Annotated in this window: 18 protein-coding genes; 16 read left to right on the plus strand and 2 right to left on the minus strand. The window is 41.9% G+C overall.

Going from position 1 to position 24,203, the window contains the following annotated elements:
* Positions 1-3 precede the first annotated feature (3 nt).
* From AB669_RS06775 to AB669_RS06800, 6 genes are all read left to right on the plus strand, one after another.
* Positions 4-1,482, plus strand: coding sequence for a RagB/SusD family nutrient uptake outer membrane protein (locus AB669_RS06775; RefSeq protein ID WP_053058313.1), 1,479 nt, complete (start codon positions 4-6; stop codon positions 1,480-1,482).
* A 60-nt stretch (positions 1,483-1,542) separates the two neighbouring features.
* A complete protein-coding gene (locus AB669_RS06780) occupies positions 1,543-3,207 on the plus strand; it encodes a glucoamylase family protein (RefSeq protein ID WP_047798560.1) in 1,665 nt (554 codons plus the stop codon).
* Positions 3,208-3,220: 13 nt separating this feature from the next.
* Positions 3,221-4,588, plus strand: coding sequence for a glucoamylase family protein (locus AB669_RS06785; protein ID WP_047798561.1), 1,368 nt, complete (start codon positions 3,221-3,223; stop codon positions 4,586-4,588).
* Between the two features lie 76 nt (positions 4,589-4,664).
* A complete protein-coding gene (locus tag AB669_RS06790) occupies positions 4,665-6,410 on the plus strand; it encodes a discoidin domain-containing protein (protein WP_047798562.1) in 1,746 nt (581 codons plus the stop codon).
* A gap of 31 nt (positions 6,411-6,441) precedes the next feature.
* The gene (gene bglX / locus AB669_RS06795; protein ID WP_047798563.1) at positions 6,442-8,739 is read left to right on the plus strand and encodes a beta-glucosidase BglX; all 2,298 of its coding nucleotides are present in this window, start codon (positions 6,442-6,444) and stop codon (positions 8,737-8,739) included.
* Between the two features lie 78 nt (positions 8,740-8,817).
* Complete coding sequence (locus AB669_RS06800; protein WP_047798564.1) at positions 8,818-9,597, plus strand: prolyl oligopeptidase family serine peptidase; 780 nt, start codon at positions 8,818-8,820, stop codon at positions 9,595-9,597.
* A 44-nt stretch (positions 9,598-9,641) separates the two neighbouring features.
* Here AB669_RS06800 and AB669_RS06805 read toward each other — a convergent pair whose 3' ends face one another.
* Together AB669_RS06805 and AB669_RS06810 are read right to left on the minus strand one after the other, a co-directional pair.
* Complete coding sequence (locus AB669_RS06805) at positions 9,642-10,370, minus strand: YebC/PmpR family DNA-binding transcriptional regulator (protein ID WP_047799035.1); 729 nt, start codon at positions 10,368-10,370, stop codon at positions 9,642-9,644.
* 131 nt (positions 10,371-10,501) lie between these two features.
* Positions 10,502-11,449 (minus strand): NAD-dependent epimerase/dehydratase family protein, encoded by a 948-nt coding sequence (locus AB669_RS06810; RefSeq protein WP_047798565.1) that lies wholly within the window; start codon positions 11,447-11,449, stop codon positions 10,502-10,504.
* Positions 11,450-11,649: 200 nt separating this feature from the next.
* On the opposite strand from AB669_RS06810, the gene AB669_RS06815 reads away from it, so the two are divergent.
* From AB669_RS06815 to AB669_RS06860, 10 genes are all read left to right on the plus strand, one after another.
* On the plus strand, positions 11,650-12,210 hold the full coding sequence (locus AB669_RS06815) for a sigma-70 family RNA polymerase sigma factor (protein WP_047798566.1): 561 nt from the start codon (positions 11,650-11,652) through the stop codon (positions 12,208-12,210).
* 104 nt (positions 12,211-12,314) lie between these two features.
* Positions 12,315-13,328 carry a FecR family protein gene (locus AB669_RS06820; protein ID WP_053058314.1) on the plus strand — a complete coding sequence of 338 codons (1,014 nt, stop codon included), beginning with the start codon at positions 12,315-12,317 and terminating at the stop codon, positions 13,326-13,328.
* 199 nt (positions 13,329-13,527) lie between these two features.
* Entirely contained in the window at positions 13,528-16,458 is a 2,931-nt protein-coding gene (locus AB669_RS06825; protein WP_047798567.1) for a TonB-dependent receptor, read from the plus strand.
* Between the two features lie 44 nt (positions 16,459-16,502).
* Positions 16,503-17,411: a sugar phosphate isomerase/epimerase gene (locus tag AB669_RS06830; RefSeq protein WP_231582639.1), complete on the plus strand. Its 909-nt coding sequence runs from the start codon at positions 16,503-16,505 to the stop codon at positions 17,409-17,411.
* A 261-nt stretch (positions 17,412-17,672) separates the two neighbouring features.
* A complete protein-coding gene (locus AB669_RS06835) occupies positions 17,673-18,257 on the plus strand; it encodes a gluconate 2-dehydrogenase subunit 3 family protein (protein WP_047798568.1) in 585 nt (194 codons plus the stop codon).
* Between the two features lie 26 nt (positions 18,258-18,283).
* Entirely contained in the window at positions 18,284-19,984 is a 1,701-nt protein-coding gene (locus tag AB669_RS06840; protein WP_197082374.1) for a GMC oxidoreductase, read from the plus strand.
* Positions 19,985-20,068: 84 nt separating this feature from the next.
* Complete coding sequence (locus AB669_RS06845) at positions 20,069-21,226, plus strand: Gfo/Idh/MocA family protein (protein WP_047798570.1); 1,158 nt, start codon at positions 20,069-20,071, stop codon at positions 21,224-21,226.
* Between the two features lie 6 nt (positions 21,227-21,232).
* Positions 21,233-22,285: a sugar phosphate isomerase/epimerase gene (locus AB669_RS06850; protein ID WP_047798571.1), complete on the plus strand. Its 1,053-nt coding sequence runs from the start codon at positions 21,233-21,235 to the stop codon at positions 22,283-22,285.
* Between the two features lie 31 nt (positions 22,286-22,316).
* Positions 22,317-22,700: a c-type cytochrome gene (locus tag AB669_RS06855; protein ID WP_047798572.1), complete on the plus strand. Its 384-nt coding sequence runs from the start codon at positions 22,317-22,319 to the stop codon at positions 22,698-22,700.
* A gap of 32 nt (positions 22,701-22,732) precedes the next feature.
* A complete protein-coding gene (locus tag AB669_RS06860) occupies positions 22,733-24,190 on the plus strand; it encodes a Gfo/Idh/MocA family protein (protein ID WP_047798573.1) in 1,458 nt (485 codons plus the stop codon).
* Positions 24,191-24,203: the final 13 nt, after the last annotated feature.

A 24,203-nucleotide genomic window follows, 5' to 3' on the forward strand; every position in this document is an offset into this window, starting at 1 on the left:
ACAATGAAAAATATAATATATAAAAATGCTGTTTTAGGAATAGGCCTTTTAGGCTTAGTAACTATTACGCCTGGCTGTAAAAAAAGCTTTTTAGACGTTCCAACTCAGGCAGAACAAGCATCCGGCACCTTTTGGGTAGATCAGAATGACGCAGCTAAAGGAGTAAATTCAATTTATGCAAATTTAAGGGCTTGGGGTAATACTGCTTTCCCGGCTATAGCTGTGGAAAGCATGGGTGCCGATGAGGCAGAAAAAGGAAGTAGCCCTACCGATGCAACATATTTCAATGACTACGATACCTTTAGTGTAAATCCGGCTGACGGGCAATTATCTGGCTTCTGGAATGCACAATATCAAAATATCTTTCTTGCTAATCAGGTGTTGACCAATGTTCCAAAAATTTCGATGGATGCAGCGCTTAAAAGCAGGTATTTAGCAGAGGCTAAGTTTATTCGTGCATTATCTTATTTTAGGTTAGTGAGAGCTTTTGGAGACATTCCTTTAAGAACAACTGTTGCTGCCGATGCAAGTGAATACAATATTGCGAAATCTCCAAAAGCACAGGTTTATGCTTTAATCGAGTCGGATTTAAATGATGCAGCTGCAGTTCTGCCTCAAAGCTATCTGGCTACAGATTTGGGAAGAGCCACAAAAGGTGCGGCATTAGGCCTTCACGCTAAAGTTGCCATGTATCAAAAGAAATGGAGCGATGTACTTTCTTACACGAATTCCGTAATGACCTTAGGTTATTCGTTGCTTCCTGTTTATGATAATGTTTTCCGTGTTGCAGCTGAAAATGGCGTTGAATCAGTGTTTGAAATTCAGGCAGCTTTAATTCCTGGAAATGCAGCTGCTTCTAACTCACAATATTCTCAGGTTCAGGGTGTACGCGGCGTCACTGGTGGCGGATGGGGCTTTAATGTACCTACGGCAGCATTAGCAGCGGCATTCGAAACAGGAGATCCCCGCAGGGATGCGACAATAATTTTCAGAGGTGAAACTACCCCACAAGGTGATGTGATAGCAGCAACTGGTGATAACCCAATGTACAACCAAAAATCATATGTTCCTTTCAGCATGTATGTAAGTGGTTTCAATGAGGGTTGTCAGCAAAACTTCAGGGTATTGCGTTATTCGGATATCTTATTGATGAATGCTGAAGCTGCAAACGAATTAGGAAACAGTGCTCAGGCTATTAGTTCACTTGAAATCGTTAGAGCAAGAGCCCGCCAGGGTAATGCAGCAATTCTTCCTAAAGTTACTTCTACCGATCAAACTACACTACGTAATGCGATCTGGAAAGAGCGCCAGGTAGAATTGGCCATGGAGTATGATCGTTATTTCGATGTGATCCGTCAGGGACGTGGAACAGCTGTTTTCGGTGTTAAAGGCTGGAAAGCAAATAAAAATGAAGTTTGGCCAATCCCACAAACAGAAATCGATATCAGTGGCGGTTTATTAACGCAAAACCCAGGTTACTAGAACAACATAAATCAAAATAAGGGCTGCCCATGGTGGCGGCCTTTATTTTAATATCTCCTCATGACAAAATACTGGATGATTTCCTGCTTATTCCTGCTCAGCTTTTTATCCTGTAAAAAAAACGAAACGGCTGATGCTACAAATTCGTCTACAATACCATCGACTTATGCTTTCTCCTCACTAACGGTAAACGGCAGTTACAACGGACTCTCCTACTATGGCCTGAATACTTTACCTGTAGTGAAATTAACCTTCTTATCTTCAATTAACAGCTCCTCGATTGATGGAAACATCATATTAAAAGATCAGGCCGGCAACGCCATATCTTATACTTCGATATTAGAGAACAACGATAATACTGTTGTAGTTATGCCATCTGCGCTACAACCGATTACAAAATATACATTAACAGTGAATCCTGGATTACTTTCCAAAACAGGAAGTAAACTCCAAAGCAGCGTAGTAGTTAATCTCACTACTGCCCCGGATGATACTGATAAATTTTCCCGGATCAGTGATGATGATCTTTTAACCCTGGTTCAAAAGCAAACCTTTAAATATTTCTGGGAGTTTGGGCACCCTGTTAGTGGTTTGGCCAGAGAAAGGAATTCATCAGGCAATACCGTTACTTCCGGTGGTTCAGGATTCGGGGTGATGGCTTTAATCACTGGCATCAGCCGCAATTTTATTAGCCGTGCTGAAGGTCTTGTCCGTATCCGGAAGATGGTATCATTTTTAAAAACCGCCGACCGTTTCCACGGTGCTTATCCCCACTGGCTGGACGGAAGTACAGGCAAAGTTATTCCTTTCAGCACAAAAGATAATGGAGGCGATCTGGTAGAAACTTCTTACCTCATGGCAGGCTTACTCACTGCCAGGCAATATTTCAATGGTACAGATGCAGACGAAACCACATTAAGGAGCGATATCAATACCATTTATAATGCAGTAGAATGGAACTGGTACAGAAAAGATAACAGTAACACATTATACTGGCACTGGAGCCCTACCTACAACTGGGATATGAACCTGCCCATCACGGGTTGGAATGAGTGTTTGATCACGTATGTGCTGGCCGCTGCATCCTCTACTTATGCTATTCCGAAAACAGTTTATGATACTGGCTGGGCAAAGAATGGAGCAATGAAAAATGGCAATACTTACTATGGTGTTCAGCTTCCCCTCGGAACTGCTGGCGGAGGACCGTTATTTTTCTCCCATTACTCTTTTATGGGTATTAACCCCATCGGATTAAGTGATGCTTACGCCAATTACGAGACACAAACAAAAGCGCATACACTGATTAATTACATCTACTGCAAGGCCAACCCGGCTGGTAACTATGGATATGGCGAGAACTGCTGGGGATTGACCGCCAGCGACATTCAAAATGGCTATACGGCTAGTTCAACGACCAATGATGTTGGAACAATAGCCCCCACGGCAGCCATCAGCTCAATAGCCTATACACCTGCCGAATCGATGCAGGCTCTAAGATATTTTTATTACAAGTTAGGAAATAAAATGTGGGGAGATTACGGATTCTACGATGCCTTCACCCTGAAAGACGCCTGGTTCGCATCGTCAACGCTCGCTATTGATCAGGGGCCTATCGTAGTGATGATCGAAAATTACAGAACGAAATTGATCTGGAACCTGTTCATGAGTGCACCAGAAGTAAAAGCCACTATGAAAAACTTGGGTTTTAGCAGCCCTAACCTTTAAATCTATTCCCGATATGAAAGCTACATTCCGAAAAATACTAATTTTTATCCCACTCATATTATCCTTCTCCTCTTTTGCGCAGCAGGCTAAGAAACCTTATCATCCAGATTTAAACATTAAAAAGAATTTAACCGATGAGCAATTGCTCAATCTGGTACAAAAACAAACCTTTCAATATTTCTGGGATGGAGCAGAGCCTGTTTCAGGTGCAGGCCGGGAGCGTTTTCACGTTGACAATATTTATCCTGAAAATGACAAAAGCACGGTTGCTACAGGTGCGACAGGATTTGGTTTAATGGCCATTCTGAGTGGTATCGACAGGGCCTACGTATCTAAAGCGGATGGCTTGAAGCGCCTGAATAAAATCCTTAATTTTCTGGAGAAAGCAGATCGTTTTCATGGTGCCTGGCCACACTGGCTATATGGTGAAACCGGAAAAGTACGGCCCTTTGGCAAAAAGGATAACGGTGGTGATCTGGTAGAAACATCGTTTATTGCCCAGTCGTTAATCTGCATCAATGCCTACTATCAAAACGGATCAGCCGAGGAAAAAGCTTTGGCAAAAAAAGCAGATGAATTATGGAAAGGCATCGATTTCAACTGGTACCGAAACGGCGGGCAAAATGTACTTTACTGGCACTGGTCGCCTGAGTACCATTGGGAAATGAATTTTCCCGTAAAAGGCTATAACGAATGTTTGATTATGTACGTGCTGGCTGCTTCTTCTCCTACACATACTGTACCCGCGTCAGTTTACCACGAAGGTTGGGCCCGTAAAGGAGAAATCAAAACCAGCTTCGAAGTGTACGGCCATCCTTTTACACTCGACTACCAAGGTCAGAAAGGATCTGTAGGACCATTGTTCTGGGCACATTATTCTTATCTCGCTTTAAATCCAAAAGGCTTAAAAGATCAGTATGCAAACTACTGGGAAAACAATGTAAATCATACGCTGGCCATTCACGATTATTGTGTTGCCAACCCAAAAGGCTTTAAAGGCTATAGTGAGAACAGCTGGGGGTTAACTGCAAGTTATTCGGTTAAAGGATACGCGGCACACAATCCTCAGGAAGACTTCGGCGTGATCTCCCCTACCGCAGCAATCTCTTCAATTCCATATACACCAAAAGAATCTATGAAAGTGATCAGATACTTATATGAAAACCTGGGAGAAAAGGTTTGGGGCAAATATGGATTTTATGACGCTTTTTCAGAAACGGATAACTGGTACCCGAAAAGGTATTTAGGCATTGATCAGGGTCCGATGGTGGTGATGATTGAAAACTACCGTTCCGGCTTGCTGTGGAAACTGTTTATGAGTAATAAAGATGTACAAAACGGGCTTAGCAAGTTAGGTTTTAAAAGTACGGAGATAAAATAAATGACCTAATGTGAGGCATGGAGATCATCTTAAATGAAACTTTCCATTCCCGCAACGACGGCAAAAAGTTTTTGATATGAAAAAAAACATACTTACCCTCTTCATTTTAACTTCTTTTCTGGCGCTTCATGCGCAGAAACAAAAGACATACTGTAATCCCATCAATGTTGATTATGGTTATACGCCATTTGAGTCGTTTACGGAATGGGGTAAACACCGGGCAACTGCCGATCCGGTTATTGTAAACTACAAAGGAGAGTTTTTGCTGTTCAGTACCAATCAATGGGGATACTGGCATAGTTCGGATATGCTGAACTGGAAGTTTATTGAGCGTAAATTTCTCCGTCCCTGGAACAAAACGAAAGATGAGCTTTGTGCACCTGGAGTGGGAATTATCGGGGATACTGTAGTGGTTTTCGGAAGTACATATACGAAGAATTTTACCTTATGGGGAAGCACTGATCCATTGGGAAACAAATGGTTTCCCCTGGTAGATTCATTAGAAATAGGGGGCTGGGATCCGGCATTCTTCACAGATGATGACGGGAGGTTTTACATGTACAACGGCAGCAGCAATGTATATCCGATGTATGGAATAGAACTGAATCGTAAAACATTTAAACCCATTGGCACACGCACCCCAATGTACCTGTTACAAGGCTGGCGCTATGGCTGGCAAAGGTTTGGAGAGCATATGGACAATACCTTTCTGGATGCCTTTGCTGAAGGGGCATGGATGACCAAGCACAACGGCAAATATTATTTCCAGTATGGGGCACCAGGAACAGAGTTTAGTGGCTATTCGGATGGCGTAGTGGTAGGCACCAAACCTTTGTTTGATGGGTCGGAGGCTATTCCGCAGTCTGACCCGCTCAGCTACAAAGGTGGCGGTTTCTCGCGGGGCGCAGGCCATGGTGCAACCTTCATGGATAACAGCAATAACTACTGGCACATTTCGACCAGCATCATTTGTGTAAAAAACACCTGGGAACGCAGAATGGGCATCTGGCCAACAGGTTTCGATAAGGATGATGTGATGTGGACCAATACTGCTTTCGGCGATTACCCGCTATACCTCCCTTCGGAACGTAAAGAAGGCGGCCCTGCAGGTCCGGGATGGATGCTGATTAACTATAAAAAGCCAGTAACCGTTTCTTCCACCCTCGGTAGTTTTCACGCCAACAACGCAGTTGATGAAAGCATTAAAACCTACTGGAGTGCAAAAACGTCAAATAGTGGCGAATGGATCCAGACTGACCTGGGAAGCCTCGCTACTGTAAATGCCATACAGATTAACTATGCCGATCAGGACGCTGAATTTATCGGAAAGCAGACGGGAATTTATCACCAGTATAAATTATTGTCATCCACAGACGGCAAAAAGTGGACTATGCTGGTTGATAAAAGTAAAAACAAAACCGATGTACCTCACGATTATATTGAACTTGAGAAACCAGTTAAAACCAGATTTATCAAAATGGTGAATATCCATATGCCTACCGGAAAGTTTGCCATTAGCGGTTTACGTATTTTCGGTAATGGGAATGGCGAAAAGCCCGCAGAAGTAAAAAACCTGATTGTACTGAGGACTGAGAAAGATAAACGCAGTGCTTATATTAAATGGCAGCCAGTTGATAATGCTTTCGCCTATAATCTTTATTACGGAACGGCTCCCGATAAGCTTTATAACTGCATCATGATCCACGACTTCAATGAACACTGGTTTAAAGCAATGGACAGTCAGAAAACTTATTATTTCTCTATTGAATCAATCAATGAGAATGGGGTATCGGCCAGAACCGCAGTTAAAAAAGTTGAATAAATTTTAAATGAATTAAACACACATATATATAATGAACAGAGCGAGAATCCTTGTTGTTTTATTAACAACCCTGGTGTTGAATGTTTCGGCACAAACCAAAAAACCTGTATCTGCGGCAGATGCAAAAATGAATACGTTTATCGATAACCTCATGTCGAAAATGACGGTTGATGAAAAAATCGGGCAGCTGAATTTACCAAGTTCGGGAGATATTACTACCGGACAGGCAAACAGCAGCGATATTGGCAAGAAGATAAAGGATGGTCAGGTAGGTGGGTTGTTCAACATTAAGGGTGTTGAAAAAATCAGAGCCGTACAGAAGGTGGCGATAGAAGAAAGCCGGATGAAAATCCCCTTGTTATTTGGAATGGATGTCATCCACGGCTACAATACTGTATTTCCAATTCCGTTGGGAATGAGCTGTACATGGGATATGGCAGCAGTTCAGAAATCAGCAAGGGTGGCTGCCATTGAAGCGAGTGCCAGTGGTATCAACTGGACCTTTTCTCCAATGGTAGACATTTCGCGTGATCCGCGCTGGGGACGGATTTCAGAAGGAAATGGTGAGGATCCGTACCTGGGATCGCAGATTGCAGCGGCTATGGTTAAAGGTTATCAGGGAAAATTACAGGCCAACAACGAGATCCTGGCCTGTGTTAAACACTATGCTTTGTATGGAGCCGCTGAAGCTGGCAGGGATTACAATACCACAGACATGAGCAAAGTACGCATGTATAATGAGTATTTCCCGCCTTATAAAGCTGCTGTTGATGCAGGTGCAGCCAGCATTATGGCCTCCTTTAACGAGGTAGACGGAATTCCGGCAACAGGCAGTAAATGGTTAATGACAGAAGTTTTGCGCAACCAATGGGGCTTTAAAGGCTTTGTGGTTACAGACTACACAGGTATTCCTGAAATGATCGCACATGGTATGGGCGATTTACAGACCGTCTCTGCCCTCGCCATGAACGCAGGTGTTGATATGGATATGGTGGGCGAAGGTTTCTTAGGTACGCTAAAAAAATCGTTAGCAGAGAAGAAAGTATCGGTCAATGAGATCAACAGAGCTTGTCGCCTTGTGCTTCAGGCAAAATACAAATTAGGTTTATTTACAGACCCCTATAAATTCTGTGATGCCCAACGTGCGGAAAAGGAAGTATTCAATGCAGAAAACCGCCAGGCAGCCAGAGAGATTTCGGCAGAAAGCTTTGTTTTGCTTAAAAACAACAACAACCTTCTTCCCCTTAAAAAAAGCGGAACAATTGGTTTAATCGGTCCCCTGGCAGACAATACTGCTAATATGTACGGTACCTGGAGTGTTGCAGCTTTGTTCGACAAATCGGTAACCGTGTTACAGGGATTAAAAAATGCAGCAGGCAGTGATGTTAAAATATTAACCGCCCGTGGTTCAAATTTTCTGGCAGATTCAGCATTAGAGCATCGCTATGTTAACGTTCACAATCCTACTTACAAACGCGATTCAATGTCGGAGGAAGAGCTGATCAAAGAAGCCTTAAAAGTAGCAGAGAAATCGGATGTCATCGTGACTACTTTAGGTGAAGGCTCAGAATTTACAGGCGAAAGCAGCAGTGTAACCGACATACAGATTCCTGAAACGCAAAAAAACCTGCTAAAGGCTTTGGCTAAAACCGGAAAACCGATTGTATTGGTGTTGTTCACCGGACGTCCGCTGGCATTGAAGTGGGAGTCGGAAAACATACCAGCCATTTTAAATGTATGGTTCCCTGGAAGCGAAGCTGGGAATTCCATTGCCGACGTGCTTTTTGGAAAGGTAAATCCTTCAGGTAAACTGAGTGCAACCTTCCCCCAAAACGTTGGTCAGGTGCCATTATACTACGCACACAAGAATACCGGCCGTCCCCTGGCAGAGGGCAAATGGTTTGAAAAGTTCCGCTCCAATTATTTAGATGTAAGCAATGATCCGTTGTATCCTTTCGGTTTCGGTTTAAGCTACACTACATTTACCTACAGCGATGTTAAACTGAGCTCAAATACCTTAACCAAAGGTAAATCAATTACGGCTTCGGTTACGTTGACCAACAGTGGAAAATACGATGGTAAAGAAGTTGTACAATTATATCTCCGCGATTTGGTTGGCAGCATAACCCGCCCGGTAAAAGAATTAAAAGGTTTTCAGAAAGTAAGCCTGAAGGCTGGCGAAAGCAAGACCATTACTTTCAATATTTCAGAAAATGACCTTAAATTTTATAATTCAGATTTAAAATTTGTTGCCGAGCCTGGAGATTTCCAGGTGTTTATTGGTACCAATTCAAGAGATGTTAAAGAAGCGGCATTTGCTTTAAAATAATCAATTCACAAATTGTTAGGTTAGTGTTATGGAACCCTGTGCTATTGTAAAATAGTCAGGGTTTTCTATTTTTGTTGTATGAAAAAGATTTTTCTGGCCATCTGCCTGCTGATTACAGCAAACGCTCTTAACGCTCAGGATTTTAAGAAATATGATTGGGGAAGCTATGTGAAGGGGACGGATTCCATTTACTATAGAATCCTTTTCCCCGAGCAGTTCGACCCAAAACAAAAATATCCGGTGTTATTTGTACTTCATGGTCGTGGAGAGAGTGGCAGTGACAACGAGAAACAGTTAACGCATGGGGCTAAACTTTTTTTGACTGCTGATGTCAGGAAGACCTTCCCAGCCATCGTGGTTTTCCCCCAGTGTGCAGCAAATGATTACTGGGCCAATGTAAACATTACCACTAATGACAAAGGCAAAAGGAATTTCAGCTTTGTTGAGGGAGGTAAACCAACAAAGGCCATGCATGCCTTACAGCGAATGGTAAAAGACTTTTTAAAGAAGCCTTTTGTAAACAAACAACAGGTTTATGTTGGAGGGTTATCCATGGGTGGAATGGGCACTTATGAATTATTAAGGAGGCAACGGCGAACCTTCGCCGCAGCGTTTGCCATTTGCGGGGGTGATAATACCAATAACATTAAAAAGTATGAAACGGTGCCCTTATGGATTTTTCACGGAGCGAAAGATGATGTTGTAGATCCGGCTTATTCTATTGCCATTTCAGAACGTTTGAAGATGGTTGGACAGGAAGTCAAGTTTACGCTTTATCCGAATGCAAATCACAACAGCTGGGATAGTGCCTTTGGAGAGCCGGGCTTATTGCCCTGGTTATTTAGCCATAAGAAGTAATAAAAAAACCTCAGCTTATGTAAGCTGAGGTTTTTTATTGTGATTTATTCGGCCATATTATGATAAACCGCCTGTACGTCATCGTCCTCTTCTAATTTGTCGATCAGTTTCAGTACGTCAGCTGCCTGCTCTTCAGTAACCTCGTGATGTGACAATGCGATACGCTCTAATTTTGAGCTTTTCAGTTCAATACCTTTTTCTTCCAATGCTTTTTGCAGAGATCCGAAATTTTCGAAAGCACCTTGTGCAACAGCAACATCGTTTCCTTCTTCATCGGCCTCTACATAGAGTTCTTCCAAACCTGCATCGATCAATTCAAACTCCAGTTCTTCCAGATCCAGTCCTTCTGCAGGTACGAAACGAAAAATAGACTTGCGATTGAAAACAAAGTCTAATGAACCGGTTTTACCCAGTGAGCCATCAGTTTTGTTGAAATAGCTACGCACGTTAGCCACCGTACGATTAGTATTATCTGTGGCTGTTTCGATAAGTACTGCAACACCGTGAGGTGCGTAACCTTCGTAAACAATCTCTTCATAATTGGCCATAGATTTATCAGAGGCACGCTTGATCGCAGCCTCCACCCTATCTTTTGGCATGTTTACTGCTTTAGCGTTTTGCATAGCCGTACGCAGGCGCGAGTTCGTTTCAGGATGAGGTCCCGATTCCTTAACGGCCATTACAATATCTTTTCCAATACGCGTAAACTGAACAGCCATTTTGGCCCAACGCTTAAATTTTCTCTCTTTTCTAAATTCGAATGCTCTTCCCATTGTTAGTATGAAATATTTTATATCAGGCATTTGTATCAGACATCAAGAAATGTATGCCTGAAAAACACGATCAATTTTATTTATTTTCTATTCCGCTTTATTGTTTCAGCTTTATTATTTTGCTTTAGTTTTTAGCTCTTTTTTAAATTATTTAACATATCTGTTGTCATTTTCGATAAATCGAATTCTGGTTTCCACCCCCAGTCTTTCGCGGCGAACTGATCATCAATTGATCTTGGCCAGCTGTTTGCAATTTGCTGACGGGGATCATTATCGGCGTAAGTTAACTTAAAATCGGGAATATGTTTTCTAATTTCTGCCGCCAGTACTTCCGGAGTGAAGCTCACTCCGCCGAAGTTATAACTGCTTCTCACTGAAATCTGATCTGCAGGAGCATCCATTAACTCGATCGTACCACGGATGGCATCATCCATATACATCATAGGAAGTTCGGTTCCCGCACTAAGAAAGCTTTGGTAACTGCCTTTTTTCAATGCTTCGTGAAAAATATGGATAGCATAATCTGTTGTTCCCCCACCAGGTGCAGCTTTCCAGCTGATTAATCCCGGATACCGAATGCTCCGAACGTCCAGTCCGTACTTTTGGTTATAATATTCACACCAGCGTTCGCCGGCAAGCTTACTGATGCCATAAACAGTATTTGGATCCATCACACAATATTGTGAGGTATTATCTTTTGGAGAATTAGGTCCGAAAACGGCGATTGAGCTTGGCCAATACACTTTGGCTACCTTATATTCCAGTGCTAAATCCAAAACGTTCAAAAGACCGTTCATATTCAGGTCCCATGCCAGTTTAGGATTTTGCTCTCCTGTTGCAGATAACAATGCGGCCAACAGATAAACCTGAGTGGGTTTGTACTTTTTGAAAATGCCATTAATCATTTCCTTGTCGAGCACGTTCACAAACTCGAATGGCGCAGAATTTTTGATGTCGTAATCTGGTCTGCGGATGTCGCAGGCCACAACATGATCTTCACCATATATCTTGCGTAGTGTGGTCACCAACTCGGTACCGATTTGTCCGTTGGAACCCAAAACAATAATTTTTTCTTGCATAATGTTTATAGATTTCGCAAAGGTAAAAATTTGATAGAAAAGGGCTATAAAATATTTAAGCTAAGTACGTAGCTTTAACTATATTTTTTCAACCTCAACATTTAAACACCTGCGGTGTTGGGTATTTTGCTACGTTAACAGTTGAGAATAAAATATTTTATTACTTTTACAGTCAGTCACCCTGATAACCAAATAAATAAATGACTCCTCTAGCGCCTGAAAAGTCAATAGATTTAGTGGAGCGTCTTAAGCGAGGCGATCAGCTGGCGTACGAACAAATTTATTTCTCTTTTTCAAAAGCATTACTGATTACGGCATACAGGAAAACTGGTGATAAGGTAGTTGCAGAGGAGCTGGTTCAGAACATTTTTATATCGCTTTGGGAGAAACATGCAGAGCTGGAAATCAACAACCTTAATGCCTGGCTGTTCGGCGCATTAAAGCTGAGCGTGATTAATCACATCAGAAGCCTGGTAAGCGCAAATAAGTACATGGAGTACCAGACTTTGACCTATTCTGAGCATCATGAAGAGACCAGCAACCTGGTCGACTTGCATGACCTGACATCCATTATCGAAAAAAGTATTAATTCATTGCCGGAAAAAACACAGGAAGTATTCAGGCTGAGCCGCTATCAAAACCATTCCACCAAAGACATCTCTGCCGAACTCAACATCTCTGAAAAAGCGGTTGAGTACCACATTACCCGTTCAATCAAGAGAATTAAAGAATACATTAAGAATTTTTACATCTTTTTGTAGTTGAATATCAACGACTTAAAAATATTTTTAAATTTTAAAGCATTTCTCTTTAGGGGTTAGCCCTGCTTGCGTTACTTGTATATATAGAGCCAAATATTTTTCTTATGAATCAACAGTTACTCAACGATTTGTTATCCCGTTACCAAACCGGGCGTTGCACTGAAGCAGAAATGCTTTGGGTTGATAAGTGGTATCATAATTTAAATCATAAAAACATCACCGATCTTTCTTCAAACGAACTAGAAGAAATGCAGGATCAGATCTGGTTGAAAATCAATCAAACAAAGCCAGTAGCCGAGAACAAATTCAAAATCAGAAAAATGTGGCCGAAGTTTGCCATTGCCGCTTCAGTTATCATAGCATTTTTACTCGGAGGTTTATACTTGCTCAACTACAATGCCAGCGAGCAATCCTTTATAAGCGATAATGGGGACTTGGAACTGATCAGTAAAACAAATGAAACTGATAGTCTGATTACACTGTCGTTAAGTGACAACAGTACCGTGATGTTAAAACCAAAAGCCAATATTCTATATCCTAAAGTTTTTGCTGCAAAGAAGCGAATGGTTTATCTTAAAGGTGCTGCTTTCTTTACGGTAAGCAAAAATGCAAAACGGCCTTTTTATGTGTATAATCAAAATCTTGTGGTACGGGTTTTAGGCACCAGCTTTTGGGTTAAATCATCTACAAATGTACTACCTGCGCAGGTTGCGGTGAGAACAGGAAAGGTTCAGGTGGCTGAGAATAAAAACAGCTCGTTATTTAGCACTGATGAAAAACTGGCTACCCCTATACTGCTCACACCCAATCAAAAAGGCATTTTTAGCAGTCATAACCTCAACAAAACACTCGTAAGTAAGCCTATTCCCCTGGCAGAGGCTTACCATGTGCCATCGAGCTTAAGTTACAATTTTAAAGAAGAAAGCGTTGAGAAGATTTTCAAAACCCTAACAGATGCTTATGGAATTGAAATAAAATCTGATGATGAGCAGATTTTACAGTATACTTTCACAGGAGATTTAAGTAAAAAAGGGCTTTATGAGCAGCTGGATCTTATTTGTGGCACACTTTCCAGCAAATATACCATACAGGGAACCATGATATTGGTTTCTAAGTAAACTAACCAAAATATATAAAAATTATGAAGAGAGAAAACTACCACCACAGTCCATAGCCGCGGCTGCACTTTCCATATTACTTTTCTAAAAACAAAGCCGACAATGTGGGGCATTGCCGGCGAGTTAAATACATTGAAATGTATTCATGGTATTCCTATGTCCAATAAATCCAATCATTTAATGAACAATAACCAAATTTATGAAAAAAAATCAACTTATTTCACTGGCGATATATGCAATGAAAGTTTCGATTTACCAAATACTTGCAATAGTAATTTTTACCTGTGGCGCATTTGCTAAAAATGTCGACGCTCAGGAATTTTTGAATAAATCCATATCGATCAAGGCTGATCAAACCGATATTAAATCAATTATAGAAAAAACGGAATTACTGGCAAACGTGAAGTTTGTTTATAGTCCGCAACTAATCAACTCAGATAGAAAAATATCGATTAACGTCGTTAATCAAAAACTTAAATACTTTCTTGAGAATTCGCTAAAACGTTATGATGTAGGATATAGGATAGTAAAGGACCAGATACTGCTCTATTCTATTCCTGCAAATAACAACCTGGAACTTTTGAAGGCTTTTGAAGGTATTGTAACCGGTAAGGTAACCGACAGTAAAGGTGAGGCTATTCCGGGAGTATCTGTTACCGTGAAAGGTAAAACCATTGGTACAACCACTGATGCGAACGGTAACTTTTCCCTCAAAGGCTTAACTGTCGACAGCCGTGTTTTGGTAGTGAGGTTTGTGGGCTTTATTTCCAAAGAAATTACCCTTTCGCCAGGCAATGCTGATGAAAACCTAAATATAAGCTTATCTGAAGATAATCTTCAGCTGGAAAGTGTAATGGTTACCGGGGGTAATCCGAAGAAAAAACTGGAAAGCAGTGTGGCCTTAACTTCGGTAAGCAACAAAGACATCACTAACAGGGCTCCGTTAAACAGTACTGATTTATTGAAAGCCATACCGGGCTTAACAGTTGAAAGTACAGGTGGCGACGGTCCGGGTAACGTTTGGGTGCGTGGATTTCCGCAGCAAGGCGGATACATATTCCTGGGTATTCAGGAGGATGGTTTACCCTTATTGCCTACCGGCTTCAATACCAACCCATCGGTTGATCAATATTACAAAACCGATTTAACGATTCAGAATATTGAAGCGATAAGAGGAGGAAATGCATCTATTGTTCAGGCCAATACACCGGGTGCTGTGGTAAACAACATCAGTTATGTGGGCGCCGACAAGCAATATGGGCAGTTCAAGTTCACTACCGGTTTCTCACAGGGTCTATACCGTTTTGACGGCAATACAGGAGGAAAGATTAGCAATAATATTAAGTATAACATAGGAGGATTTTACCGTACCGATAATGGTGTGGTTGACCAGGGCTTCAATCCGGCAAACCAGGGCGGGCAGATTAAAGGCAACATGACTTTTAATTTTAAGAATAACAAAGGTTTCTTTCGGGTGTATGGCAAATATTTAAATGACAAGGTTCAGTTTTTATTAACCAGCTATTATCCATACGATGGAACGGGCAAACCAACAACCTACCGCGATTACAATATGGCCACGCAATCAATCGTTCCCGTTCAAACCGAATGGAGTTATAACGATCCGGTAACAGGTGCCCATAATTTCAGTTTAACTGATGGTATACATACCAAATTAGGTTCAGCTGGATTTCAGTTCAACTACACCACCGATGGCGGATGGCAAATTGTAAACAACTTCCGTTATCAGAACACGCATACCAATTCTACTTACACTGCTGCCGCAGGAATTGCAGCCAGAACAGCGGCTACCCCGTATTATTATCCGGGTGGTGCAGTAGCGCCTTTTATTGCGGGAGACTATGTGATTACCTCTAATGCACAAGGACAGATCAATAAGGATGTTCAGGTAGTTGATTACCTTGATTTGAGAAAAACCATCAGAAACCATAGTTTAAATATAGGTGCCGGAATACATCAGTATAACCGTGACGATCAACGTTATGCTTTCCGTTCCTATACAGAATTTAAAGAACATCCAAGCATCATTCTGCAGTCACCTACCGCCTTAGAAAGAACTATTCAGACTAAAAACACTTTCATTGGTGATACCCGGACACTTTCCTTGTATGCAGGTGATGAGATCAAAATCTCAGAGAAATTCCGTTTGGATATCGGTGCACGCATCGACAACCAGAATGTGAAAGGCGACAGACCTTATTATGCGTTAAATGCAAATGGTACGGTAAACATCACAGCCTCCGCCACGCCGAATATTCTGGGTTACACGGCTTATGATGAAACTTTAACCAATTGGGCAGCTTCAGTTGGTGCAAACTATAAGATCAGTAATACTTCAAGTGTTTTTGCCCGTGCGACAAAAGCTTACAACGCACCTAACATTGGCGACTATAATGCTTCGGCCTACAATGCTGCCAACATCAAAAAGCGTCCCGTATACTTAGGTGAAATCGGTTTTAAATACGCGAAGAACAACCTGGCTATTTTTGCATCAGGCAGTTATTCAGCTATTAAAAATACCTCATTAACCATCAATGTCCCTACAACAGCAGCGGGTCTGCAAGCTTTGGTTGCATTCGGCTCAACCCGTACCTGGAGTGCTGAATACGAGGTTTCATACAAAATTGCCAAGCCGTTAAGTTTAAGGCTTACTGGTACCCTACAAGACTCAAAATATACAGATTACGAAGCCAACACTGCCGGAAACGCTGCCGTTGCCGCAGAATTCGGCAACCGCATTTATAGCTTTACTGGTAACAGAACCGAAAGGGTACCAGTTCTGAATACTGAACTAGGCGCTAATTATGAATATAAAAACTTCAATTTATACGTTGCTGCTAATTATGTGGGTAGTCGTTATACTTCTCCAAGCGACAGTTATGAATTACCGGCTTATGTAGTGATGAAAGCCGGAGCAGGTTACAACTTCACTAAAAAAATAGCATTAAGATTTTGGGCAGACAACTTGTTAAATGCAAAAGTGCTGACCGAGGGTGACGTACGCGGAGATCAGTTCAGAAACTTCTCGACTGTAACTCCTGGTCAACTGATGATTGGCAGAACTTTACTTCAACGTACTTTCTGGGGATCATTGGCCTATTCATTTTAACAAACAAAGCCGGGGTTATGCTCCGGCTTTTTAATTTAAAAAACATGATGACAACAAGAAGATCATTTTTACAGAAAGCAGGATTAGCGAGCGCTGCTGCCTTATTAAGTCCATCGGTAATTACCTCAGCGCTGGCACAGTATCCCAAAGTTTCGAAAATCGGCCTTGGACTTTTCACGCTAAGGGAGCAACTAACAGCCGACGTAAAAGCCACTATTGAACATGTAGCAAAAATTGGCTACAACCAGGTAGAAACTTATTATGGTTACCCGGGCAAATATGAAGTAAAAGGCTTTTGGGGACTGGAAGCAAAAGACTTCAATGCTTTGCTTAAAGCCAACCAACTTACCTCGCCAAGCGGACATTATAATACAACCGAATTCTTATCAACGGGCAATGACAAAGTTTTAAAGACACATATCGAGGTGGCAAACAGTGTTGGTCAGAAATACTTCGTGATCCCTGCATTACCTACGGATGTGAGAACAAACGGATCTCTGGATGATTATAAAAAAATGGCGGCAAAGTTCAATACCGCGGCAGAATGGTGTAAGGATGCCGGTATGAAACTGGCCTATCACAATCATAACTTCGAATTTAAGGACCAGGGAAACGGCGCCACAGGCTATGATATTCTGCTGAATGAAACAGATGCGAAACTGGTTGGCTTTGAACTTGATATCTTCTGGGCGGTGAACGCAGGTTTGAATCCGGTAGAAATGTTTAAGAAAAATCCCGGACGGTACAAAATGTTTCATGTGAAGGATATGGATAAGCAGGACAAATCTGTTTTTACCGAAGTAGGAACAGGTGTAATCAATTTCAAGGAAATTTTTGCTGCTTCCAAAACAGCAGGTTTGGAATACTTATTCGCAGAACAGGATTTGATTAAAAAGGAACCTTTCGAAAGCGTAACCGAAAGCTATAATTATATCAAAAATCATTTGGTTTAAGTCAGAAAACGACAAATGAAGAATTTGTGATGGATAAATTCCTGGTTACTAAATGTACTTTTTACACGAAGTATTTTGGGATAAAAAACATTATTTAAACGTTATTAAGACGCATAAAACTGCTTTATTTAGAATAATTCTACGTGGTAACAATCGCATTGCAGACCTTATTTTGGGGGATCAATATTCATTTTTACCACATATATTTTCTAATATTACTCATTCAACACATAAGTAACCAAAATATAAAATCATAAAACAATGCACAGAAGAGAAGCACTCAAAAACGTTGCATTTTTACTGGGGGGAGCAATCTCAGCGAGTACGATGGGCGTTTTATTCGAAAGTTTCACGCTCCCTGAGAACGAGAAGAACTTCGTATCATTTGCTGCCGGAGATGAAAAGATTTTCGCAGAATTTGCTGACATCATTGTACCAACCACCAAAACATCTGCCGGAGCCAAAGCTGCAGGCTTAGGCAAGTTTATCCCGATGATGATTCAGGACTGTTATCCAAAGGAAATGCAAAGCTCATTCGCAAAAGGCTTTACCGCACTTCAGGATAAATCAATGAAAGATTTCGGAAAGTCGTACCTGGCGCTAACCGTTCCGGAAAGAACCAAGCTCATGGTAGATTTACGATTAATGGCAATTGCACCGAAAGAAAGTAAGTTACCGGAGAACAAAGACCTGGAGTACTTCTTTATCACCGCAAGAGACCTTACTTTACTGGGTTATTATTCTTCGGAAATAGGATGCACAAAAGCCCGCGAATATGTTCTTGTTCCAGGCAGATATGACGGCAATGCAAAACTGAAACCAGGTCAAAAATCCTGGGCAACCTAATTTCTAAAATACAACGACAAAACATCATGAATTTAAATACAAATTTAAAAGAGGAGAATACCTACGATGCTATCGTTATAGGATCGGGTATCAGTGGCGGCTGGGCTGCAAAAGAACTGACTGAAAAAGGCTTACGTGTTCTGATGCTCGAAAGAGGTATGAATATCGAACACATCACCGGTTACGAAACCGCAATGAAAAGTCCATGGGAATTTCAGCATGCCGGCCGTTTAACAGAAGAGCAGAAACGAACTCACCCAGTTCAAAAGAGAGATTATCCTTATCAGGAAGCAAACGAAAAATGGTGGGTAAATGATTTAGACTGTCCTTATACAGAAGATAAAAGATTTGACTGGTACCGCGGTTTCCACGTAGGTGGTAAATCATTGATGTGGGGCCGCCAAAGTTATCGCCTGAGTGACCATAACTTTGAAGATAACGCGAAGGACGGTCATGGGGCAGACTGGCCTGTTCGCTATGCAGAACTTTCTCCATGGTATGACTATGCTGAGCGGTTTGCAGGGATCAGTGGTTCAAAAGAAAACTGGTCGACTTGTCCTGACGGGCAATTCTTGCCTCCAATGGATTTAAACATTGTTGAAAAATCGGTTAAAGCCCGTATAGAAGAGCACTATAAAAGAGAGCGGATTATGATGATTGGCCGCGTTGCCAATTTGACTGTTCCCCACAAAGGCCGTGGAAACTGCCAGTACCGTAACCTCTGCAGCCGCGGATGTCCGTTTGGTGCGTATTTTAGTACACAATCATCTACCCTGCCAGCGGCAATGGCTACCAAACGCTTAACGGTAAGACCTTACTCTATTGTGAACCATATCATTTATGATAAGGACACCAAAAAAGCCAAAGGTGTAATGGTAATCGATGCGGAAACAAACAAAACAATGGAGTTTTATGCCAAAATTGTATTTGTTAACGGTTCGACACTAGGTTCTACTTTCATCCTATTAAACTCCACTTCAGAAGCACATCCAAATGGATTAGGTAATGGTAGCGGACAATTAGGTCACAACCTGATGGATCACCACTTCCGTTGCGGCGCATCGGGCGAAGCAGAAGGTTTTGATGATAAATATACTTACGGGCGCCGTGCCAACGGTATTTATGTTCCAAGATACCAGAATATTGGTAATGATAAACGCGATTATCTGCGTGGCTTTGGTTACCAGGGCGGTGCAAGCCGGGCCAACTGGCAAAGTGATGTAGCAGAACTTTCTTTTGGTTCAGGCCTGAAAGAAAAGATGACCAAACCTGGTAAATGGACCATGGGTCTTGGTGGTTTTGGAGAGATGCTGCCTTACTATGAAAACAAAGTGTACATCGATAAAACCAAAAAAGATAAATGGGGACAACCGGTGTTGGCTATTGATTGCGAATACAAGGAAAACGAGAAAAAAATGCGTGTGGATATGATGAATGATGCAGCTGAAATGTTAGAGAAAGCCGGCATGAAAAACATCAAAACATACGATAATGGCTGCTATCCTGGTATGGCTATCCATGAAATGGGTACTGCGAGAATGGGTAAAGATCCAAAAACTTCAGTATTGAACAAGTGGAACCAAATGCATGAGGTGAGCAATGTTTTCGTAACCGACGGTTCGTGCATGCCTTCTATTGCCTGCCAGAATCCTTCGTTAACATTTATGGCATTAACTGCCCGTGCTGCAGATTATGCAGTAAAAGAACTGAAGAAAAACAATATTTAAAAAGGTTACAGGTGTGAGGTATAAGGTTTAGGATGTTATTATCCATAACCTTATACCTCTTGCCTTAAACCCTATCCCTTTAGCATGAACAGAAAACTTAGAATGGGCATGATTGGTGGTGGAAAAGACGCTTTTATAGGCGCTGTTCACCGCTTGGCAGCCAATATGGACGGTTTAATTGAATTGGTTGCCGGGGCGCTTAGCGTAAACCCGGAAACTGCAATTGAATCAGGAAAGATTCTTTTTTTAGCAGAAAACCGTACGTACCTCAACTATGAGGAAATGTTGAAAGCAGAAAGTGAACTTCCTGCAGATCAGAAAATAGATTTCGTAACCATTGTAACCCCTAATTTTGCGCATTTTGCACCTGCAATGATGGCACTTGATTATGGTTTCAATGTAGTGATAGAAAAACCGATCACTTTAACCCTTGAAGAAGCTAAACAGCTGAAGCAAAAGGTTGATGAAACTGGTTTAACTTTGTGCTTAACCCATACCTATTCGGGTTACCCGATGGTGAAGCAAGCCCGTCAGATGGTTAAAGATGGTGCTTTAGGTAAAATCAGAAAAATCATGGTAGAGTATCCGCAAGGCTGGTTAAGTACGCTTTCCGAAAGAGAAGGCAATGCACAGGCCGCATGGCGTACGGATCCCAAAAAATCTGGAAAAAGCGGTTCAATGGGCGACATTGGCACCCATGCTGCCCAATTGGCTGAATACATCTCCGGCTTGCAGATTTCAAAGGTTTGTGCCGATTTAAACATTGTAGTAGAGGGACGCCAGATCGACGATGATGGTAATGTGCTGTTGAAATTCGACAATGGAGCAAACGGGGTATTAATTGCCTCACAAATTGCAGCAGGAGAAGAAAACGCATTAAAAATTAAAATTTACGGTGAAAAAGGAGGTTTGGAATGGCACCAGATGGAGCCGAATACCCTGATTGCGAAATGGCAAACTGCACCTGCTCAGATTTACCGTGCCGGAAATGGTTATCTAAGCACCGCAGCAGCTCACAATACACGTACCCCTGGGGGGCACCCTGAAGGTTATCTGGAAGCTTTCGCCAACATTTACCGCAACTTCGCCCTTACCGTTAGTGCGAAATTAAATCATGAAACTCCTACAGCAGAAATGCTTGATTTTCCAAATGTAAATGATGGTATCCGTGGGATGGCATTTATTGAAAACGTTGTAGAATCGAGTGCATCGACTGAAAAATGGTTAGACTTTAAAATATAATCAGATATGACTACGATTAAAGGGCCTGCTGTATTCTTAGCTCAGTTTATCAGTGATGAAGCACCATTTAATTCGCTCGAGAACATCTGCGAATGGGCAAAGGGCTTAGGTTTTAAAGGTATTCAAATGCCTACCCTTGATACACGCTTTATTGATTTGCAGAAAGCTGCGGAAAGTAAAACCTATGCAGATGAGTTAAAAGGCAAAATCGCTTCGTACGGTTTAGAGATTACTGAACTTTCCACCCACCTTCAGGGTCAGCTGGTAGCCGTACACCCGGCCTATGACGATTTGTTTGATGCCTTCGCACCGAAAGAATTACATAAAAACCCAAAAGCGAGAACAGAATGGGCAGTTCAACAATTAAAGTTTGCAGCAAAAGCTTCTGAAAACCTGGGTTTAAATGCCCACGCTACTTTTAGCGGCTCCCTTTTATGGCAATATTTCCATCCATGGCCCCAACGCCCTGCTGGATTGGTAGAAGAAGGCTTTGCAGAACTGGCTAAACGCTGGACACCTATCTTAAATGAATTTGATCAATGCGGTGTGGATGTATGCTATGAAATTCATCCGGGGGAAGATTTATTCGACGGGGAGACATATGAAATGTTTTTAAAAGCCGTTAATAATCATCCTCGTGCCTGTCTGCTTTATGATCCGTCGCACTTTGTATTACAGCAACTGGATTATATTCAGTATATTGATTTTTACCACGAGCGCATAAAAGCTTTCCATGTTAAAGATGCTGAATTTAATCCAACCGGCAAGCAGGGTACTTTTGGAGGTTATCAAAGCTGGGCCAACCGTGCAGGTAGATACCGTTCACCGGGTGATGGCCAGGTTGATTTTAAAACCATTTTTAGTAAATTGGCTCAGTACGATTTTAAAGGTTGGGCAGTAATGGAATGGGAATGCTGCATTAAGAACCAGGAAGATGGTGCCAGAGAAGGTGCAGAATTTATCAAGAAAAACATTATCAACGTAACGGAAAAAGCTTTTGACGATTTTGCAGCATCAGGAAGTGACAGCAACTTCAATAAAAAAATATTGGGACTATAAGATTAACACACACAAGTAAAACAATAAACACATGAAAAAAACATTTTTAATTTTAGGCGCGGTAGTGATATTTATGGCGTCTTTTTCAAAGGCCGATCTGGAGAAAGAGAAAACAATTGTTGCAACGGCAACAGTGGCTAACCACGAAATGCAAGTGAGCGCGGGCGAAAAGCTGATCAATAAATCAGACTGTATCGGTTGCCATAACAAGCTTAATAAGATCATTGGCCCTGCTTACGTAGATATCGCCAAAAAATACCCGGCAACTGAAAAAAACATCAACTTACTGGCAGATAAAATCATCAAAGGAGGAACAGGTGTTTGGGGTTCGATGCCAATGACCGCACATGCTTCGTTGAAGAAAGATGATGCGAAATTAATGGTGAAGTATATCTTATCTTTAAAGAAAAAATAATCAAACCTAATTAGCAAATCGATTTACTTACTATGAAAACAGAGCAAAACGATAAAAACACGAGTAACCGCCGTGATTTTATTAAAACTTCAGCCATTGCGGCTGCTGCGTTTATGATTGTTCCCCGCCACGTACTGGGTGGTCCAGGATATTTAGCGCCAAGCGATCGTTTACTGATAGCTGGTATTGGTGTTGGTGGTAAAGGCCAAAGCGATATTGACATGTTTTACAAAAGCGGAAAAGCGGATATCGCCTTTCTTTGTGATGTAGATGATCGCCGCGCCGCAAATAGCGTGAAAGCCTTTCCAAAAGCAAAGTACTATAAAGACTGGCGTGAGATGCTGGACAAAGAGCATAAAAACTTCGATGCAGTATCGGTATCAACACCCGACCATAATCACGCCATACAAGCATTGGCAGCCATGCAGCTGGGAAAACATGTTTATGTTCAGAAGCCATTAACGCACGATATACATGAAGCGCGTATTTTAACTGCTGCTGCTAAGAAATATAAAGTGGTTACGCAAATGGGTAACCAGGGCGCATCCAATGATGGTCCGCGTCAAATGAAAGAATGGTACGAAGCCGGGTTAATTGGCGATGTACACACGGTATATGCCTGGACAAACCGTCCGGTTTGGCCTCAGGGTATTCCATGGCCGGATAAAAAAGCCGAGATTCCTAAGGAACTGGACTGGAACTTATGGCTGGGAACTGCACCAGATCAGGATTACGTTGATAAACTAGTTCCTTTTAACTGGCGTGGCTGGTGGGATTACGGAACGGGTGCATTGGGGGATATGGGTTGCCACCTGATTGAGGCACCATTCAGTGTATTAAATCTTAAATATGCTAAAGAAGTAGAAGCCAGTGTGGGTTCTGTTTACGTTGACGAGTTCAAACGTGGATATTTCCCTGAAAGCTGCCCTCCTTCAAGCCATGTGACCCTGAAATTCCCTAAAACGGATAAAACCAAAGGTGATGTAACCCTCCATTGGATGGACGGAGGCATACAGCCTGAACGTCCGGAAGAGCTGGAAGCAAATGAAACATTTGGTGACGGCGGAAACGGAACTTTATTTATTGGTACCAAGGGCAAAATGATGTCGGAAACCTATAGTGCAAACCCAAAATTATTGCCACTTAGCCGGAACAAGGACATCAAGGTAGCACAGAAGTACAAGCGCGTTCCCGATGGTGCCAACGGGCATTATAAACAATGGGTAGAAGCTGCTATTGCCGGATATGGTAAGCAGGAAGTGAGCTCACCGTTTGAAATCGCCGGTCCCTTAACAGAGGCCTTATTGATGGCGAACCTGGCAATCAGAAGTTTTGATATTCAAAAAACAGTGAATAATAAAACAACCTATCCGGGCCGCTATATGAAAATGCTTTGGGATAACAACAATATGAAAATCACCAATTTCGATGAAGCCAATCAGTTCGTAAAACGCGAATACCGTAAAGGCTGGAATAATTTAACTCTTTAAAATAATTCCGTCA

It is taken from the genome of Pedobacter sp. BMA (assembly GCF_001027745.1).
Classification (GTDB): Bacteria; Bacteroidota; Bacteroidia; order Sphingobacteriales; family Sphingobacteriaceae; genus Pedobacter.

Coding starts and splice junctions, on each gene's coding strand:
- AB669_RS06775 (WP_053058313.1), top strand. CDS start 4: ATGAAAAATATAATATATAAAAATGCTGTTTTAGGAATAGGCCTTTTA.
- AB669_RS06780 (WP_047798560.1), top strand. CDS start 1,543: ATGACAAAATACTGGATGATTTCCTGCTTATTCCTGCTCAGCTTTTTA.
- AB669_RS06785 (WP_047798561.1), top strand. CDS start 3,221: ATGAAAGCTACATTCCGAAAAATACTAATTTTTATCCCACTCATATTA.
- AB669_RS06790 (WP_047798562.1), top strand. CDS start 4,665: ATGAAAAAAAACATACTTACCCTCTTCATTTTAACTTCTTTTCTGGCG.
- bglX (WP_047798563.1), top strand. CDS start 6,442: ATGAACAGAGCGAGAATCCTTGTTGTTTTATTAACAACCCTGGTGTTG.
- AB669_RS06800 (WP_047798564.1), top strand. CDS start 8,818: ATGAAAAAGATTTTTCTGGCCATCTGCCTGCTGATTACAGCAAACGCT.
- AB669_RS06805 (WP_047799035.1), bottom strand. CDS start 10,370: ATGGGAAGAGCATTCGAATTTAGAAAAGAGAGAAAATTTAAGCGTTGG.
- AB669_RS06810 (WP_047798565.1), bottom strand. CDS start 11,449: ATGCAAGAAAAAATTATTGTTTTGGGTTCCAACGGACAAATCGGTACC.
- AB669_RS06815 (WP_047798566.1), top strand. CDS start 11,650: ATGACTCCTCTAGCGCCTGAAAAGTCAATAGATTTAGTGGAGCGTCTT.
- AB669_RS06820 (WP_053058314.1), top strand. CDS start 12,315: ATGAATCAACAGTTACTCAACGATTTGTTATCCCGTTACCAAACCGGG.
- AB669_RS06825 (WP_047798567.1), top strand. CDS start 13,528: ATGAAAAAAAATCAACTTATTTCACTGGCGATATATGCAATGAAAGTT.
- AB669_RS06830 (WP_231582639.1), top strand. CDS start 16,503: ATGATGACAACAAGAAGATCATTTTTACAGAAAGCAGGATTAGCGAGC.
- AB669_RS06835 (WP_047798568.1), top strand. CDS start 17,673: ATGCACAGAAGAGAAGCACTCAAAAACGTTGCATTTTTACTGGGGGGA.
- AB669_RS06840 (WP_197082374.1), top strand. CDS start 18,284: ATGAATTTAAATACAAATTTAAAAGAGGAGAATACCTACGATGCTATC.
- AB669_RS06845 (WP_047798570.1), top strand. CDS start 20,069: ATGAACAGAAAACTTAGAATGGGCATGATTGGTGGTGGAAAAGACGCT.
- AB669_RS06850 (WP_047798571.1), top strand. CDS start 21,233: ATGACTACGATTAAAGGGCCTGCTGTATTCTTAGCTCAGTTTATCAGT.
- AB669_RS06855 (WP_047798572.1), top strand. CDS start 22,317: ATGAAAAAAACATTTTTAATTTTAGGCGCGGTAGTGATATTTATGGCG.
- AB669_RS06860 (WP_047798573.1), top strand. CDS start 22,733: ATGAAAACAGAGCAAAACGATAAAAACACGAGTAACCGCCGTGATTTT.